The 18,187-nt window shown below is 31.3% G+C and carries 16 protein-coding genes; 8 read left to right on the top strand and 8 right to left on the bottom strand.

Translation table 11 applies throughout. The features are described from left to right. Positions 1-104 precede the first annotated feature (104 nt). The 5 genes from ACFWU4_RS04625 to ACFWU4_RS04605 are packed head-to-tail and all read left to right on the top strand — an operon-like array spanning position 105 to position 6,010. A complete protein-coding gene (locus tag ACFWU4_RS04625) occupies positions 105-1,409 on the top strand; it encodes an NAD(P)/FAD-dependent oxidoreductase (protein WP_411125338.1) in 1,305 nt (434 codons plus the stop codon). Between the two features lie 2 nt (positions 1,410-1,411). Beyond that, positions 1,412-3,001, top strand: a complete 1,590-nt coding sequence (locus ACFWU4_RS04620; RefSeq protein ID WP_411125336.1) for a 4Fe-4S binding protein — start codon at positions 1,412-1,414, stop codon at positions 2,999-3,001. Further along, a complete protein-coding gene (locus ACFWU4_RS04615; RefSeq protein WP_411125334.1) occupies positions 3,001-3,831 on the top strand; it encodes a toxin-antitoxin system YwqK family antitoxin in 831 nt (276 codons plus the stop codon). The genes ACFWU4_RS04620 and ACFWU4_RS04615 overlap by 1 nt, the downstream gene beginning before the upstream one ends. Beyond that, positions 3,831-4,520: a glycosyltransferase family 2 protein gene (locus ACFWU4_RS04610; RefSeq protein ID WP_411125332.1), complete on the top strand. Its 690-nt coding sequence runs from the start codon at positions 3,831-3,833 to the stop codon at positions 4,518-4,520. The genes ACFWU4_RS04615 and ACFWU4_RS04610 overlap by 1 nt, the downstream gene beginning before the upstream one ends. 56 nt (positions 4,521-4,576) lie before the next feature. After that, positions 4,577-6,010 (top strand): cellulose synthase family protein, encoded by a 1,434-nt coding sequence (locus ACFWU4_RS04605; RefSeq protein ID WP_411127228.1) that lies wholly within the window; start codon positions 4,577-4,579, stop codon positions 6,008-6,010. On the opposite strand, the gene ACFWU4_RS04600 is transcribed toward ACFWU4_RS04605, so the two are convergent. Both ACFWU4_RS04600 and ACFWU4_RS04595 read right to left on the bottom strand, forming a co-directional pair. Then, a complete protein-coding gene (locus tag ACFWU4_RS04600; protein WP_411125330.1) occupies positions 6,000-7,766 on the bottom strand; it encodes an adenylate/guanylate cyclase domain-containing protein in 1,767 nt (588 codons plus the stop codon). The genes ACFWU4_RS04605 and ACFWU4_RS04600 overlap by 11 nt on opposite strands. 188 nt (positions 7,767-7,954) lie before the next feature. Further along, positions 7,955-8,383: an SRPBCC family protein gene (locus ACFWU4_RS04595; RefSeq protein WP_411125328.1), complete on the bottom strand. Its 429-nt coding sequence runs from the start codon at positions 8,381-8,383 to the stop codon at positions 7,955-7,957. Positions 8,384-8,468: 85 nt separating this feature from the next. Here ACFWU4_RS04595 and ACFWU4_RS04590 point away from each other — a divergent pair, with 85 nt between their 5' ends. Then, entirely contained in the window at positions 8,469-9,842 is a 1,374-nt protein-coding gene (locus tag ACFWU4_RS04590) for a mannosyltransferase (RefSeq protein ID WP_411125326.1), read from the top strand. A gap of 36 nt (positions 9,843-9,878) precedes the next feature. Here the strand turns inward: ACFWU4_RS04590 and ACFWU4_RS04585 are convergent, their stop codons facing one another. Continuing rightward, the gene (locus tag ACFWU4_RS04585) at positions 9,879-10,202 is read right to left on the bottom strand and encodes a hypothetical protein (RefSeq protein WP_411125324.1); all 324 of its coding nucleotides are present in this window, start codon (positions 10,200-10,202) and stop codon (positions 9,879-9,881) included. Between the two features lie 245 nt (positions 10,203-10,447). Between ACFWU4_RS04585 and ACFWU4_RS04580 the strand changes: the two genes are divergently transcribed. Further along, positions 10,448-10,861: a carboxypeptidase-like regulatory domain-containing protein gene (locus ACFWU4_RS04580; protein WP_411125322.1), complete on the top strand. Its 414-nt coding sequence runs from the start codon at positions 10,448-10,450 to the stop codon at positions 10,859-10,861. A 116-nt stretch (positions 10,862-10,977) separates the two neighbouring features. Then, complete coding sequence (locus tag ACFWU4_RS04575) at positions 10,978-11,988, top strand: transglutaminase domain-containing protein (RefSeq protein ID WP_411125320.1); 1,011 nt, start codon at positions 10,978-10,980, stop codon at positions 11,986-11,988. A gap of 10 nt (positions 11,989-11,998) precedes the next feature. On the opposite strand, the gene ACFWU4_RS04570 is transcribed toward ACFWU4_RS04575, so the two are convergent. The 5 genes from ACFWU4_RS04570 to ACFWU4_RS04550 form a co-directional block, all read right to left on the bottom strand. Continuing rightward, on the bottom strand, positions 11,999-14,296 hold the full coding sequence (locus ACFWU4_RS04570) for a response regulator (protein ID WP_411125318.1): 2,298 nt from the start codon (positions 14,294-14,296) through the stop codon (positions 11,999-12,001). 161 nt (positions 14,297-14,457) lie between these two features. Next, the gene (locus ACFWU4_RS04565) at positions 14,458-15,294 is read right to left on the bottom strand and encodes a pseudouridine synthase (RefSeq protein WP_411125317.1); all 837 of its coding nucleotides are present in this window, start codon (positions 15,292-15,294) and stop codon (positions 14,458-14,460) included. A 41-nt stretch (positions 15,295-15,335) separates the two neighbouring features. Then, positions 15,336-16,280 (bottom strand): carbon-nitrogen hydrolase family protein, encoded by a 945-nt coding sequence (locus ACFWU4_RS04560; RefSeq protein WP_411125315.1) that lies wholly within the window; start codon positions 16,278-16,280, stop codon positions 15,336-15,338. Beyond that, positions 16,281-17,183: a geranylgeranylglycerol-phosphate geranylgeranyltransferase gene (locus ACFWU4_RS04555; RefSeq protein WP_411125313.1), complete on the bottom strand. Its 903-nt coding sequence runs from the start codon at positions 17,181-17,183 to the stop codon at positions 16,281-16,283. Between the two features lie 52 nt (positions 17,184-17,235). Further along, positions 17,236-18,165, bottom strand: a complete 930-nt coding sequence (locus ACFWU4_RS04550) for a mevalonate kinase (RefSeq protein ID WP_411125311.1) — start codon at positions 18,163-18,165, stop codon at positions 17,236-17,238. Positions 18,166-18,187 lie beyond the last annotated feature (22 nt).

Here is an 18,187-nt window from a genome sequence, read left to right as displayed (position 1 = left end):
AAAACCTTACACTATTTTTTAATTTAAAACTGATATAAATAAGAATACCCAATTAAGTTATTACCTTTAGTTTCGACATAGTACTAACTAACAACCACAATCATATGGAGCACATAGTTATAATTGGAAACGGTATTTCTGGAGTTACATTGGCCAGACATATTAGAAAATTATCAGACAAAAAGATAACTATAGTTTCAGCCGAAACAGATTATTTCTTTTCTCGTACTGCATTGATGTATGTCTATATGGGACACATGAAGTTTGAGCATACACAACCTTACGAAGATTGGTTCTGGAAAAAGAACAGAATAGAACTGAAAAAAGGTTATGTCAAAAAAGTTGAAACAAAATCTAAAAAACTGCATTTCGCTGAAGGAGATTTATTAACCTATGACAAATTAGTCATTGCTACAGGAAGTAAACCAAACAAATTTGGTTGGCCAGGTCAAGACTTGGATGGTGTTATGGGGATGTATCATAAACAGGATTTAGAAAATCTTGAAAAGCATGCTCCCAATAAAGATGTCTGTAAACGTGCAGTTATTGTTGGTGGTGGTTTAATAGGTATTGAGCTTGCCGAAATGTTAAATTCGAGAAGTATTCCTGTGACATTTTTAGTACGTGAATCTAGTTTTTGGAATGGTGTTTTACCTGAAGGTGAAAGTGAAATGATTAATAGACATATTAATAATCATCATATTGATTTACGATTATCAACCAATCTAAAAGAAATAAAGTCTGACAAAAACGGAAAGGTTAAATCAGTAATTATTGAAGAAACAGGAGAAGAATTACCATGTAATGTTGTTGGATTGACGGCAGGTGTTTCCCCAAATATTGATTTTATAAAAGATTCAGATATTGAAACAGGTCGCGGAGTCAAAGTAAATCGTTTCTTAGAAACTAATATTCCTAATGTTTATGCCATTGGTGATTGCGCAGAACAACACGAAGCCATTGGTAACCGAAGACCAATTGAAGCAGTATGGTACACTGGCCGAATGATGGGGGAAACTTTAGCGCAAACCATTTGTGGTAATCGCATTGAATATAAACCAGGTCATTGGTTTAACTCTGCCAAGTTTATGGATATAGAATATCAAACCTATGGTTGGGTATTTGGAGCTAAAGGCAGACCAGAGCACGAGCAACATTTTCATTGGAAACACGCAGATGACACTAAATGTATCACAGTAGCATATCATAAAGACACAAATGAATTCTTAGGCATTAATACCTTCGGAATTAGAATGCGTCATGAAACTTTTGATAACTGGTTAACTGAGAAACGAGATATAGATTACGTAATGAATCATTTATCTGAAGCTAATTTTGACCCTGAATTTTATTCAAAATTTGAAACTAATATTCTTTCTGCATACAATAACCAACTACAAACCGTCTAAAAATGAGTAATAAATTAAATCACAGTATGTCTTTAGCAAAACCAGATGCTTTAGATATTACCACAAAACAGAAAGTAGCTTTAGCAATTGGAGTTGTTGGTCTATTTATATTAACATTAGCACTTTTCAATACAAATTTCCCAAATAAAGGATTGTTTTTATCACTATCGCTTAGCTTTATTGCCTTAGGTATCTTAGTATACTCTAGAGAAGCTTATTTAACAAAACTTGAAGGGGTAAAAAACGATGGTCAATGGTTTAAATCTATTTCTTCGCGTGGAGTTTGGGGCTGGATAGTTGGTGTTATTCTAACAGGTTTTTATATTGTACTTTACTTTTATCCACAATACTTAGGATTAGCGGCAGATGGATCTGCTAATACAGGTCTAATAAGTTTATTTGATCCTCTAAGTCAATTATTAAGCGGAAGAAACGCAAGTCAATGGTTTGTATATGGAACGCTTTACACGGTTGCAATTTTAGCTTTTGGCTATAAATTCATTCTTAAATACAGGCACAACCGTTACCAGCAAATTCGTACGGTTTCAGTAATGTTTTTTCAATTAGGTTTTGCCTTTTTGATTCCTGAATTCATGTATGTAATGAATAACGATTTACCTTACTATGATTTAAAATCAATGTGGCCGCTTAACTATTATATTTTTGATGAATGGTCTGTAAATGGATTTCTATCTAATGGAAATATTGGATTAGCATTAATCCTTTTTGGTATCATAACCATCTTTGTTATATCACCAATTTTAACCTATAAATTCGGTAAGCGTTGGTATTGTTCATGGGTTTGTGGTTGCGGAGGATTGGCAGAAACTGCTGGTGACTCTTTTAGACATTTATCATCTAAAAAAATGTCGGCTTGGAAAATAGAACGTTGGTTAATTCATTTAGTTTTAGTCTTTTCTGTAGTAATGACAACTGCGATGATTTACACCTATTTAGGCTATGATAAAAATGATTTTTGGCTCACAAGAGGTGTATTTATTTCTCTGGTCATAGGATTTTTGACTTTAGTATTTGCAGGAGTTATGTATTTTAAAAGGCAAGAACTTGGAAAGGATGCAAAATACGGAGCTATTGGATTCTTTACAGTCATAGCGTTATTACTAATTATGCATTTTACAGGAACAACAGATAATGTGTTCTATATTAAAGGAGGTGCATTACGATCTGCTTATGGCATTTATATTGGATCTATATTTTCTGGAGTTATCGGAACGGGTTTCTACCCAATATTAGGAAGTCGTTCTTGGTGTCGTTTTGGTTGTCCTATGGCAGCTATTCTAGGATTTCAACAACGTTTATTTTCTAAATTTAGAATCACAACAAATGGAGGACAATGTATTTCTTGTGGTAATTGTTCTAACAGTTGCGAAATGGGCATTGATGTAAGACATTATGCTCAAAAAGGTGAAAACATTGTACGCTCTAGCTGCGTTGGCTGCGGTATTTGTTCTGCAGTTTGCCCAAGAGGTGTATTAAAATTAGAGAATGATAGTATGAAAGGACGAATAAATCCGACTGAAGTTTTATTAGGCAACGATGTTGACCTAATGGAACTTGTAAATCAAAAATAATGCGAATAATTATTCTTCTTTTTTTATGTTCTACTTATGCCTTTGCACAGAAGGTTTACCAGAAGATTCCTTTTGAAAATGGAAAACTAGAATCTGAAGGATGGATTGAAAACACGATTAAAACAGACTTTTGGAAGTCTTATCACCAAAATGGACAACTTTCTGAGGCAGGCCATTTTAAAAATGGTAAGCGCGATGGATTCTGGGAATTTTACAATACAAAGGGCAAACTAATTAAAGAAGGCCATTATACTAATGGGTTAAAAACTGGTTATTGGGTTATTAACAATAGTATTTATAATATCGAAAAAGGAAATTACAGTAATGACAAACGCACGGATTACTGGGAGATATATAATTCTAACGGGAACTTAAAATCAGACGGACATTACAAAAATGGTTTAAAAGTAGGATTTTGGAAATCGTATTATTCTACAGGAATTGTAAAAGATGAAGGTCATTTTATTAATGGTAAAGCCTCAGGCTACTGGAAATTTTATTTTGAAAATGGCGCATTAGAAAAAGATGGTGAGTTTAAATTAGATACATTTGTTGGCTATTGGCAATATTATCAACCAAATGGAAATAAAGCGTCGGAAGGTCATTTTGTAAACGGAAAGAGATCTAACTGGTGGCTATTTTATGATACAAATGGGAAGATTAATCATAAATGCCAGTTAAGCAACAATCAAAAAAATGGCTATTGCTTAAAGTATACAAACGAAAAGTTAACTTCTGCTGTAAAATATTCTAAAGGTGAACGCATAAAAGAATGGACAGACTTAAAGTCATTTAAGAAAGAAAACAAATTATCAGATTTAAAAAGTTAATGGCCAAAATTAAAGTCATCATTCCTGCTTTTAATGAAGAAGAATCTATTCCTCTTGTCATTAAAGATATCCCTCAAATTGTTGATGAGGTTATTGTTGTTAGTAATAATTCTACAGATAATACTGAGATCAATGCTAAAAACGCTGGAGCAACTGTTTTAAAAGAACATCGAAAAGGTTATGGTTATGCTTGTCTAAAGGGTATGGATTATATCTCTAAACAAAAAGATAAGCCAGATATTATTGTTTTTTTAGATGGTGACTATAGTGATTTTCCGGAAGAATTAACAAAAATAGTACAACCTATAATTGAAGAGAATATCGACTTTGTAATTGGTGCTCGGGACAAAAAACTCAGAGAAGAAGGCTCTATGACAGGTCCACAAATTTTTGGTAATTGGTTAGCAACTAGTTTAATGAAGTTATTTTTCCGTTCAACATTTACAGATTTAGGACCATTTAGAGCTATCAAATACGACAAACTATTAGGCTTAAAAATGGAAGATAAGACTTATGGCTGGACGGTAGAAATGCAACTCAAAGCATTAAAACAAAAATTGAGTTACAGAGAAATACCAGTTAATTATAGAAACAGAATAGGTGTCTCAAAAGTTTCAGGTACGGTAAAAGGTGCTATCTTTGCTGGCGTTAAAATCCTTACATGGATCTTTAAATATAGTTTTAAGTGATTTATTTACAATATTTCATTATAGTTGTTTACACCATTGCCATAGTGCTCATTTTTATGTACGCCTTAGCGCAATTAAATCTGCTTTACAATTATTTATCGTCAAAAAAGAAAAGGGAAGATTGTGACATATTTGATTTGTCTAATCCAGATGAAATTCCTTACGTAACTATACAACTCCCAGTATTCAATGAAATGTATGTTATGGATCGTCTCTTAGACAATATTGCATTAATTGACTATCCTAAGGACAAATTAGAGATTCAGGTTTTAGACGATTCTACTGACGAAACTGTAGCTACAACAAAAGCGCACATAGAAAAAATTGCAGCATCAGGATTAGACATAAAACATATTACAAGAACTGACAGAAGCGGCTTTAAGGCTGGAGCACTCAAAGAAGGTTTAGAAATAGCTAAAGGTGAGTTCATCGCCATTTTTGATGCAGATTTTTTACCGCAACCCAACTGGTTAAAGCGTACAATTCCTTATTTTAAGAATGAAAAAATTGGTGTTGTGCAAACGCGATGGGGGCACATTAACAGAAATTATTCCTTATTAACAAAAATACAAGCTTTTGCCTTAGATGCCCACTTTACCTTAGAACAAGTAGGGAGAAACAGTAAAGGCCACTTTATTAATTTTAATGGAACAGCTGGTGTATGGAGAAAAGACTGCATTATTGATGCAGGAAATTGGGAAGGTGATACACTTACGGAAGACTTAGATTTAAGTTACAGAGCACAATTAAAAAATTGGGAATTTAAATACCTTGAAGATGTAGAAACTCCTGCAGAATTACCCGTAGTTATTAGCGCTGCAAGATCGCAGCAATTTCGTTGGAATAAAGGTGGTGCGGAAAATTTTAGGAAAATGCTTTGGCGTGTTGTTAAGTCCGATAATATATCGACTAAAACAAAAATTCACGGTTTACTTCATTTACTAAATAGTACTATGTTTTTAAGCATTTTTACAGTTGCTATTTTAAGTATTCCGATGCTTTATATTAAGAACGAGTATGCACATCTAAGAGACTACTTCTACATTATGAGTTTCTTTATAATAAGCACTTTAATTTTCTTTGTATGTTATTGGTTTATGTATCGTAATATTTATGGAAGTGGTTTTAAAAAATTCTTCAGTTATGTAGGTATGTTTTTTACCTTCTTTTCAATAGCAATGGGGTTTTCGTTACATAATTCTATTGCTGTATTAGAAGGTCATGCAGGTAAACGTAGTGATTTTGTACGTACACCAAAATTTAATTTAAGCAAGTACAAAGACAACTGGAAAAACAACAAATACCTACGTAAAAACATATCATCAAATGTTATAATCGAAGGTCTATTGATGATCTATTTTGGTTTTGGTATGTATAGTGCTTTTGTTGTAGGAGACCAAGGTGGTGATTTTGGTTTATTCCCATTTCACCTTATGCTTTTTATTGGTTTTGGCTACGTGTTTTTTAAGTCGTTAAGTTCTAAAGTTTAGACACAAAGAACATTTCTATTTCACCTTTTCCTTTAGCTTTAACTTTGCCGCGTGATTCAAATTTAAAATCAGAATCATCTTTTAAAAGTTTATAAGTTACTTCAGAGATATTGATCTTATCAACTTCTCCACTACTTTCCATTCGAGAAGCCGTATTAACAGTATCTCCCCAAATATCATATTGAAATTTCTTTACACCTACTATACCTGCAACAACAGGACCTGTATGGATTCCTACTCGCATTTTAAAAGCAGTTTCGCCTTGTGCAGTTTTATCATCGTATCTATCACATATAAACTGTTGCATTTCTAAAGCGGCCAATACCGTATCCTTAGCGGCAGCTTTTGAAGGCACTGGCAAACCACCTGCTGCCATGTAAGCATCTCCTATTGTTTTTATTTTTTCTATTCCATGAGATTCGCAAATATGGTCAAAAGCTTTAAAACAAGTGTTGATTTCTGCAATCAACTCTTTGGCCGTCATCTTTTCAGAAGCCTCAGTAAACCCTTTAAAATCAGTAAACAATATAGAAACCAAATCAAAATCTCTGGCATCTGCACTGCCTTTTGCTTTTAGTTCTTCCGCAATTTCAGATGGGAGAATATTTAGTAATAAATTATCTGAACGGTCTTTTTCTTTTTCAATTATTGCTTTAGATTTTTTTACATACTTCCATCTTCCGTAAAGACCACCTGATAAGAGTAAAAAGAAAATACCACCTGCTAAAGCGTAGTTTCTATTATCTTTTTGTTTCTTGACTTCAGTATTGTACTCAAATTCTTTCTTAAGATCTTTTTCAACTTGAAGTAAACTATCTGCTAGAACTTGTTTTTCGAACTCCATTTGCTGGAGTTTCTTTACTGTTTCTTCTGATTTTAAACTTTGATTATATTGAAGCATTTGTTCGTGAAATAACAAAGCCTTATTCCCATCACCTTTTGCTTTATATGCCTCGTATAAACAATAGCACATAGATTCTTTCTCATAAACTAATTTAGTGTTTTTTATTAGCTCTAATCCTTCAGTACATAACTCTATACTTTTCTCATTCTTGTTCTTTCTTAAATGGACCATCCCGATACTATACAGACTTAAAGCTTGTGACTTATAATTATTTAACTGCTTTTCTATTTCATAGGATTTTATAAAATATTCCAAAGCTAAATCATACTTACCCTGAACTCCATAGTTTATTCCAATATTATTCAATGAAGTTGCTTCACCTTTTTTATTTCCAAGCTCTCTTTCAAGCCTTAAACTTTTTTTATGAAATACTAAGGACTTTTCGTAATTACCAAGATAAATGTTTGTAGAACCTATATTCTCTAGAACATCAGCTAATCCTTGATTATAATTTATACCCCTAAAAAGTGTTTCACTTTCTTCATAAAACTCAAGCGCAATTTCATATTCATTGTTGCTTTTGTGCACGTTTCCAATTTTATTCAAAACACTAGCAATTCCCTTTTTGTCATTCAACTTCCTATTTATTTCTAAACTTTCCTTCAGTAAATCTATAGACTTTGGAAAATTACTTTGATTATAAAATATTTGTCCTTGAGTGGATAATGCTAATGCTTTGGCTTTAATAAAATTATTATCCTCTGAAAATTTTATTAATTTTTTCGACAATAATAGAGCGCTATCTGGTTTAGCATCTATGTAGTTATTCCAAATAAATTTATCATAAGCTAAAACCCTATCTAAATTATTTAGACTCTCATTTTCCCAAGTGAGATACAACGAATCTAGCATTTTTTCCTGTTGAGAAAAGGAAAAATTAAAAACAAATACTAAAAAAAATAGAGGCACAAATAAATACCGCATATTTACTTATTAGAAGCAGGTATAAAATGTCTAGGATACAGTTAGGGCTGTAATAAAAGAAACACTTAAGTTAGAAGATTTATCTTAAAATTCCAAATTTTAAATAGTTAGTAAACTTAGCTTCTATCTTCAAAAGGTATAACAATCCCCTTTTCTAAATAATCCTTTAAGCCTTTTAGTAACATAGCCCAACAAAATGAAGAATGCTTAAAATGGTTATTAAGTTCGGGCCAATCCTTATGAAAAAAATTAAGACAGGTACCTTTATCTTTTACTTTTAGGTTAAAACCAAAAGTTGTTGGATCCCAATCAGCATCAGATTTTGTCATTTTAAAATGAATATGTTCCCATTGCTTACAGCTTTTTACTTCAGCAAACCAATTATACTCATCTGTAAAATTAAAATTATATTCTTCACCCAATTCCGGAATACCTGAACATTTTAGAGGCCACCATTTCTCTAAATGTTCGGGTTGTGAAATCGCTCTGTAAACACTAAACTTATCACTTTTGATTATAAAATTGAAATATATGGAATGGCTCATATTTTAAACTTTCGTTTCATTAAAGTTATTAATCTTTTTTTTATGCGACTACCTATCAACTCTAAATAACTTTATATTTGATTTTATGCTAGGACTCACTAATATTTTTAAATACAAGAAATCAACCTTACTTTTTATCTTAGTAAGCGCTATTTTTTATCTATGGTTTGCTTACGATCTGGTTAGAACTGATATTTTAAAACTAGTATTACTTTATATCGCATTATTCATTTTTGCCTTTAGAATAATTAAGACTTCAGGTTTCTACTTTAGAATATTAGTTATTACTGCTATACTCTTTAGGCTTCTATTTTTATTCGCTATACCTAATCTATCTCAAGATTTTTATCGCTTTATATGGGATGGTCGTATGATTTTAGAAGGCTTTAACCCTTATCTATTTACACCAGATTCATTTATTAATAATAATGAATTTCCTGTAGCTCATGCGCAAGAATTATATAAGGGCATGGGTTCTTTAAGCTCTTCTCATTTTACAAATTACCCACCAATTAACCAACTTTGCTTTGTAATTGGAAATCTTTTCCCAGGCAAAAGTATCTTAAGTTCTGTAATTGGTATGAGATTATTAATTATTGCAGCTGATTTGGGCACATTATATTTTGGTAAAAAACTTTTAGAGCGATTAAAATTACCTTCAAATAGAATCTTTTGGTATATACTAAACCCTTTTATTATTATAGAATTTACAGGAAATCTTCACTATGAAGGAGTTATGATTTTCTTCTTAGTTTGGAGCCTCTATTTGCTTTACTCTAAAAACTGGCAATGGGCTGCGGTTATTTTCTCCTGTTCTATATCTGTAAAATTAATTCCGTTAATGTTTTTGCCTTTGTTTTTTTGGTGGTTTACAAAGAAACAGGAGCTTGTTGCCAGTATCAAAAAACTTATATTGTTTTACGCAATTACAATCTTTACTGTTTTAGTTTTTTTCCTTCCATTCTTCTCAATGGAATTTATAAATAACTATTCTAAAACTGTTGGACTTTGGTTTGGTAACTTTGAATTTAATGCTAGTATTTATTATATAGCTCGCGGTATTGGATACAGTATTACTGGCTATAATGAAATAGCAATTATCACTAGATTCTTACCCATTATTTCAGTACTCATCATATTAGGTTTTTCGTTATTTAAAAAGAATATCACTATCCCTAAATTAGTTACTTCAATATTATTAGCTTTTACTTGTTATTTATTTTTAAGTACTACTGTTCACCCATGGTACGTTGGCACATTAGTAGCACTTTGCGTCTTTACAAACTACAGGTTTCCTCTAATTTGGAGCTTAGTGATTATTCTAAGTTATTTGTCTTATAGCGGAATAGGAACTTCAGACAAATCAGAAAATTTATGGATTATAGGTCTAGAATATTTTTTAGTCTTTTCGGCTTTTATTTGGGAAGTTATACTAAAAAAAAGACTACCATTTTTATAGTAGTCTTTTTCAAATCTTATTATAATAAATTCAGTATTAAAAATCTTCATCTTCCGCTCCAGGCTCTAACTCAGGATCTCTTACTGCATCTGGGTCATCATCAGCAAAATCCTCATAATCTTCTTCATCATAGTTTTCCATCGTTTGCTCCAACTTAGAGCTCACTTTTACGAGATATTTAGTATCCTCTGTGGTAACCTCTACTGCTTCTATAAGTTCATTCTTTAGGTTTTTAAATTTCACTATCTGATCATCATCATAACCATCCGGATATTTTTCAACTAAGAGTGCTAAAATTTCTGGCGTTAATTTTTTAAAATCAACAATTATTCTTTTTAGATGTGCATCTTTTGGCTTCATTTAATTTACTGTTTTTTGGAGCTTATTTTTTTTTAAATATAATACTTATTCCTTTACACAAATCACATCTCAAGCATATTTTATTTTTAGTATTACTTCAATGAATTAATACGCATTCTTAAATTATCTAAACCTCTTTACTCATTAAACCCAGTACTTTACTCATCGAAACATTGAGATAACTCAATCATATTTTATATCTTTATATGACATGATTAATTTAGACTAAACAAAACAGAGATATTATGAAACTAAAATTAGCATTACCAAAAAAAATTAGCGCACTAAGCTTAATGAGTTTAGTGATAATGGTATTTATGACTTTTAATACTGTTGGCGCACAAGCAGATTCTTCTAATAACGAACGGACAGTTACAGGTCTGATTGTTAACGAAGATGGACCTCTGCCTGGTGTAAATATTACTTTAGAAGGTACTAGAATTGGAGCTGTTACTAACGAGGATGGTAAATTTACATTTCCCAAAAAGCTTAAAACTGGAAATACTTTAATTTTTAGTTATTTAGGTTATGAAACCCAAAAAATGAAAATTGCAGCAAATACAACATTCATAAAATTAGAATTAACTACGGATATGATTGAAATGATTGGCGCCTTAGACACAGCAAAACCATATAAATCTAAACGTAAAAAAAATTAGGCTTTACATCAGATTTAAAACTTTAAAAGCACAATTGAAGATTAATACATTCATTCGATTGTGCTTTGTAGTATCAAAATCATTCTAACTTATATTTACTAAACTTTACTTAAATATTGAGATTATTCTTTTTCATACTCCTTATTTTATGTCTATATGATACTCATGCTCAAAGAGATGATTTTGCTCATATTAATTTTAATAAAGCAGATAAAATTGCCGCTTCACTAAAAGGTGAAAACCTTTCTAACCTCCCTAATCTGTCTTATAAACTTACTGCCGAATTAGATTCTGAAGTAGAACAATTTAGGTCTATATATAAGTGGGTTTGCGAGAATATTGCAAATGACTATAACTTATACTTTCAGAACAAACGCAAACGCGATCGTTTTAAAAATGACTCTCTTAAATTTACGAATTGGAATGCTATCTTTAGAAAAAAACTATTTAGAAAACTTTTAAAAGACCAACGAACAATTTGTACTGGTTATGCCTATTTAGTTAAAGAATTAGCCCGTTTTGCCAATTTAGAATGTGAAATTGTTCAAGGTTATGGCAGAGTAAGCACCACAGATATTGAAAATTTAGAATTGCCAAATCACTCATGGAATGCCATAAAATTAAATAATAAATGGTATTTATGCGATCCAACTTGGGCAAGTGGTATTCCTGATCCAGAAAGTAATATCTTCACTTTTAACTACAATGATGGCTTTTTTTTAGCAAACCCAGCATTATTTGCAATTAACCACTTTCCTATAGAAGATAAATGGTGGCTAATGGATGATCGTATTCCAACTTTTGAAAACTTTCTAGCCTCGCCTATAATATATGGTAAAGCGTATAAAAATTTAGCTACACACTACCTTCCTGTAAAGATGCATCATATTATAAAAGAAACTGAAAAGGTTATTTTTAGGTATGAGCTTCATCAACCAATTTCTAAAAATGATATTAAATTTTATATAGATAGCGGATATAAGCAATGGAAGACAGAACCAACTCATACAGCAATAAAGGGAAAACTAATGTCTTTAGAGCATCAGTTTAATAAAAAGGGCTTCTATGATGTTCATTTGTATATTGATGAAGACCTCATTTCTACCTATACCGTTAAAGTCGAATGACAACAATTAGCTAAGCCATTTTTTTTAGGCCATCTATTTCTTTTGGAGATATATTAGCGATAATGGTCTTTTTAAATTGATCTATATCATAGGGTTTTAAAATAACATCATTCATACCACAGTCAAAAATTTGATATTTCTGTTCTTCTATTTCTACAGCAGTTAAGGCAATTATTGGTATAAATTTGTTAAAAGTTCTAATTTCTTTAGTAGCATCAATTCCATTTTTAACTGGCATATTAATATCCATTAAAATTAAATCAAACTCCTTATTTTTAACTAAGGTTATTGCCTCTTCCCCATTTTGTGCGATATCGCAAATCACATCAGAATTTTCTAATATGCGTTTAGTAACTGTTTGATTTATGCGGTTATCTTCAACAATTAAGATACGTTTTTCTGCTAATTGCTTAAAATCTAGAATAGGTGTTTTTGTAAGTTGTTCTGATTCTGATGCTATAGAGATTTCTAAGGTAAATTTAAACATAGTACCTTTTCCAAGCTCACTATCTACGGATATTGTTCCATTTGCTTGCTCTACTAATTTCTTTACAATTGGCAAGCCTAAACCTGTTCCTTGATAGTTAGATGAAGATGAATCAATTTGTGTAAATTCATTAAATATTTGGCTTATTTTATTTTGCTCAATTCCTGGCCCTGTATCCTTAACTAAAAACTGAAGTTTTACCTTATTATCTAAATTTTCTAAAGTAAGAATATTTAATTCTATGACTCCTTTTTCCGTAAACTTACATGCGTTCCCAATTAGATTCATTAAAATTTGAGAAAGTCTCACAGAATTTCCTTTAAGTAAATTTGGTACTTTTTTATCGACGTTTATTTTAATCTTATTTTGATGTTGTAATCTAATATATTCAAAAGAAGAGACTATTGTATTTATGAGTTCTATTATATTAAAGGTAGTCTCTTCATCTGAAAAGCTATTATTTTCAATCTTATTAATATGTAATAAATCGTTAATTAGTGCTAATAAATAATTAGCAGAAAATTTTAATGATTTTAAATCGGTTTCGTGCTTTTTTAATTCGTTAGTCTCTAACAAAATAGAACTTAGACCTATAACACCATATAATGGTGTTCTCAGCTCGTGGCTAACTGTTGCAAAAAACTTAGCCTTTGCCTTTGTTAATTCGTCACTTTCTTGTTTTGCTAATAAATACTGCTTATTCTTTGCTTGTAAATCATTGACAAGTACTTTACGTCTTTTATTAGCGTAATAGGTTACACATAAAATCACACCGAGAAACAAACCGATTCCAACAACTAAAATCAAAAGAATATTTTTCCGTTCTGCTTCTTGTACTAATAATTTTTTCTCTAACTCTTCAGATTTTATCTGATCTTTAAAACGCTCTACATTTAGTTTTGCACTTACAGATTCTATAATACTTTTGGCTTCAGTTTTATCCTTTTCTTCTTCATAAGTCTCTAATATATTGGCCACTTCGTAAACACCTTTATAATCTTTTTTCATAGCTAAGGCTTCCTTAAAGCCAATATAACCTTCGAGTAAAGCATCCGTAAATTCAGTGTTTTTACAAAGGTTTATTGTTTTTTGAAAATTTTCTATAGCCTCATTTGGTTGATTAAGTAAGAGATGCATCCTGCCTATATTATGAAAATGACTTGCTTGGTAATGTGGTGGATTGCCAAGAAGATTTAAATAGTGTTCTGTTTTTTCTATATGGTAAGCACTTCTTTCTGGCTTCTGAGTTTCATTAAAAGCTCTACACAAATTATGATGTAAAATAAATAATCTAGTGGTATCCTTTAATTTTAAAGCTATTTCAATATTTTCGAGATAGGCCTTTATAGTTCTACCCTTATAACCTTTTGTATAATAATAAATATTTGCAAGGTTTCCTTTAGACCTTAGTAAGAGTGAGCTATCCTTATTCTTTTCTGCTTCTGCTAATGATTTTAGGAATAACTTTTTAGCACTTACTGTATCCTTAATTCTTATTAAGGTGTTACCTATAACAGATCTAATATCATGTATATGGTTTTGATTTTCACTTTTTTTAGCTAACGAAAGTCCTTTATCTGCATAAATTAAAATTGGCACAAAACTAGATTTGTAATGCTCTTCTGTCATCCATTCTAACATTGCTTGCACATGTGCAGTTATTTCCACAGACGTTGAGTCTTTTGAAATTTTTGGCAATTTTTCTATAATTGAATTAAAATAAGACGGATTGATATCTATATCAATTGCTTTCTCTTGACTGTATGAATAGAGACCGATAAGACAAGTCACTAAAATTAGCGTTTTGTTCAGGAATTTCATGTTAGGTTATGATAATTTGGGACAGCAATATAAACATTATATGCTTATAATCAGTAAGATATCGAAAAAATATGCGTTTTAACCGATATTTAAACCACTGATTGGTATTGAAAAAGTAAGCTTATAAAGAATATTTGATACTAAATTATTAAGTCTCCTAACTATAACATATTTAAAGTATTAACCTCTTGCTCGGTTAAATGTTTCCAATGTCCTCTTGGGATATCCTTTTTAGTTAAATGGCCGATAGCAACACAATCTATCTTAACAATATCATAATTGAGAGTATCAAAAATAGTACGTAAGATAGTATTCCCTGTATTCTTAATTTTGATTCCGACTTGGTTCTTAGATTCCCTTTGGATATAACTTATCTCCTCTACTGTGATTAATTTACCGTCTACTTTAAACCCTTCTTGAACCTTTTTTAAATCTTCAAACTTTAAATTCTTATCTAGCTCCACTTGAAATAACCTAGCCACACCATTTTTAGAATTCGTAAATTTCTGAACAACTTGGTCATCATTAGTAAACAGCAATAATCCTAAAGAGTTTCTACCTAAGCGTCCAATTGGTTTTATATTAGCGTTAGTTGCATTTGCCACTAAATCCATTACAGTTCTTCCTTTACCTTCTGAAGTTGTTGTAGCAAATCCTTTTGGCTTATTTAGTAGCACATAAACTTTAGCCTCTGGCATAATACGTTGCCCATCAAAACGAACATCATCAGTTCTTTTAACCTTGTAACCCATCTCTGTGATTACTTTTCCATTTACAGATACTAATCCGATAGCTATATTTTCATCAGCTTCTCGTCGTGAACACATACCAGAATTGGCAACATATTTATTTAAGCGAATCTCATCCTTATTAGAAGATTTTACTGCTCTAGATTTCTTTTTAAAAAGAGCATTACTGTTAGTAAAACTTTTAGTTTTATTAGCATTACCTCTTCCATTTGTTTTTCCCTTTCCTCTGCTATCTTGTTGTCTACTCATAATCTCATTTTTTGCAAAGGTATAACAATAGTTAACATTTACTACTTAATTTCAACAGTTGTTTGACGCTCGGTGTTCACTATCAATTTAGTAACATCTGGTCTAGAATAGTGCCCTACTGGATCGAAATTTTGACGCTCTTCTAAAACACGATTAAAATCTATTGTCTCTATTATCAACCCTTCTTTATATAAAACAGGCTCTACGATCCATTCTCCATCTGGTCCTGCAATACAACTACCACCATTGGCTAAGGAGTCTGGTGCATTTTTTAGTATCTCGTCTATATGTGGTGTATCTTTTGGAAAATCTACTTTAGACATTAAGCTTGAAACAGAAACCACATAAGAACGTGATTCTCTTGCAATAAACCTCGTAATATCTTTAGTATTATGGTCACTTCCTGGCCATACACCTATATGTAAGTTTTCACCTTGTCCATATAATGCAGTTCTTGGCAATGGCATCCAGTTTTCCCAACAATTTAATCCACCAACTGTAAAAGCCTTTAAAGGATGAACCTTTAAACCATTTCCATCACCTGGTGCCCAAGTTAAACGCTCATCGTATGTAGGCTGTAATTTTCTATGAACAGATTGAATATTACCTACTTCATTAATATAGACTAGAGAGGCATAAATACTATGACCACCTCTATCAATTGGTCTTTCCATAACTCCTAGATAAATAGCAATCTTATTCTCTTTTGCTAATTGACACACAGAATTTAACTCATCCTTCTCAATACAAATTGAATTTCTTACATAATGTGCATGTAATTCTTTATTAACCGTTTTATCCCATTCCGCACCACCAGTTAAAGCAAGCCAGAATGGATAACCTGGTAATAAAGCTTCACCAAAAACTATGAGTTCACAATTTTCTATAGACGCTTGTTCAATAGAATTTTCAATTTTCTGTAATGTAGCACTTTTATCCAACCAAACAGGTGAGATTTGAGCCATGGCAATCTTTAAAGTATTCATTTAAATTCGATTTAAAACAACAGATATATCAATTAATAAAATAGAAAATACACCAGCTACAATTATAAACTTAAGAATGTTATGCAGTATTAAATAATGCGTTTTTCTATTCGATTTCCAAAGTATAAGTAGAAAAATAATTAATAACATTACACCTAGATAAAAGAAATAAAACATATAACCTATTTTAAAAAATAGTATCAGCAGCACCGCAGTAATTATGGTTAAGAAAACGACTGCACTAAGTATATATTTGGATATCTGTTCTCCATAAACAACTGGCACTGTTCTATACCCTAAAGTTAAATCTCCTTTTATATTTTCCAAATCCTTTGTTAACTCTCTAGCAGATACTAATAAGAATAAGAATATGGCATGTGCAAAAACTACTAATTCAAAATTTTTATAATAAATGAAAATTGCAAAAAATGGAATCACGGTTAATACTGCAGAAACGATATTACCAACCATGGGTTGTTTCTTTAAACGATGTGAATAGAACCAAATAGCGAATATATATATAGCAAAAAATATTACAGCCTTAAATGAGACATAACTGGCAAATACAATGGCTAAAAAATTAAGAACGAAATAGAAAGACAATTTAGTATTCTGACTCACTAATCGATCTAGCATAGTCTTTCTTGGTTTATTTATTAAATCCTTCTCCGAATCGTAAAAATTGTTAATAATATAACCAGCGGCAATTGTTGCTGAAGATGCTAGTACGAGCATTAATAAATTAATATCAAAAAGCACCGCTTTAATAGTTTTATCTGGGGCAAAAATATAGATTGAAGCCAAATATTGTGCTATAACTACTACTAGAATATTATAACCTCTAACAACTGAAAACAGGCTGAAAAATTTAAGAAGAATATGTTTCTGTCGTCTCGAAAGCATTGGAAGATTTTTATATACACATCGACTAGCTCAGTGTGACAACACTACAAATTTAGAAGTTGTATACAATCTCTAATTTCTGACCTTTTAAAGCCTCTTTAGCTCGGTCAATATTTTCGGTAAAACCAAGAATGTAGCCACCACCACCAGACCCACAAAGCTTTAGGTAGTAATCATTGGTATCGATACCTTTTTTCCAAAGTTCATGGAATTGTTTAGGTATCATCGGCTTAAAGTTGTTAAGTACAATTTTAGACAACTGCTTTGTATTTTTAAATAAAGATTTAATATCTCCTTTTAGGAAATCATCTACACAAGCATCAGTATGTTTTATAAATTGATCTTTAAGCATACTACGGAATCCTTCGTTTTTCATGTTTTCCATAAAAATACTAACCATTGGTGCAGTCTCACCGACAATACCACTATCTAATAAAAAGACAGCTCCTTTCCCTTCAGCCTTTTGCGAAGGAATACCTGTTGCTTCAATATTATTTTTAGACTTTATTAAAATAGGAAGACTTAAGTAACTGTTTAAAGGATCTAAACCAGAAGATTTACCATGAAAAAATGATTCCATTTCAGAAAAAATAGTCTTTAATTTCAACAATTTATCTCTAGTTAAATTCTCTAAAACTGTAATTTTATCTGCCGCATACTTATCATATATCGCAGCTACTAATGCTCCGCTACTGCCAACGCCGTAACCTTGAGGTATCGAGGAATCAAAGTACATACCTGAATTTACATCTTTCTGCAAAGAGTCAATATCAAACGCTACTAATTTTTTGTCTAAATCAGCTAAATACGTTACAAAACGCTTTAAGCTTTCATTTGAATTAATAGCCTCAGTGGATGGATTTTCATCAACCTTTAAAGCACCATTATAAAAATTATAAGGAATAGATAATCCCTTAGAATCTTTAATGATACCATATTCACCAAAAAGCAAAATTTTAGAGTAAAAAAGAGGTCCTTTCATATTATTTAATCAATTCCTTTAA

This window comes from Winogradskyella sp. PE311 (assembly GCF_046545555.1).
Classification (GTDB): Bacteria; Bacteroidota; Bacteroidia; order Flavobacteriales; family Flavobacteriaceae; genus Winogradskyella.
The sequence above is the reverse complement of the archived record's forward strand: the minus strand, read 5'-3'. Positions and strand labels throughout refer to the sequence as shown.